Annotated in this window: 1 protein-coding gene; it reads right to left on the reverse strand. The window is 36.9% G+C overall.

Annotated elements, in window-relative coordinates; translation table 11 throughout:
- Nucleotides 1-131: 131 nt before the first annotated feature.
- Nucleotides 132-385, reverse strand: a 254-nt coding sequence (locus KI356_RS20940; protein WP_212936336.1) for an aldehyde dehydrogenase family protein, incomplete at its 5' end; no start/stop codon positions are given.

Here is a 385-nt window from a genome sequence, read left to right on the forward strand (position 1 = left end):
AAAATTATTATGGCATGTTTTAGTTCGATTTGGAAAACCAAATAGGAAGCAGAACTAAATACCCCGTTTTTTGGGAAGTATCTATATAAAAAGTAGCTGATCTAAAATTAGACCAGCTTCTTTTTATAAGATTAAACTAAGTTTAATACAGTTACTTTTTCACGTGTCATAGACTCAAGGCTCTTACGAATACCTTGTGCGCCCATACCCGAACCTTTTACACCGATGAATGGGAAGTGGTCAGGTCCGCGCTCTGTGCGTCCGTTAATTTGAACAGAACCAGTTTCGATTTTGTTAGCAATTGCAAATGCTTTGTTAATGTCTTTTGTGAAGACACTTGCTTGCAAGCCGAACTCTGATTTGTTAGCAATTTCAATTGCTTGTT

Origin of the sequence: Bacillus hominis (assembly GCF_018332515.1) — a bacterium.
Taxonomy (GTDB): Bacteria; Bacillota; Bacilli; order Bacillales; family Bacillaceae_G; genus Bacillus_A; species Bacillus_A hominis.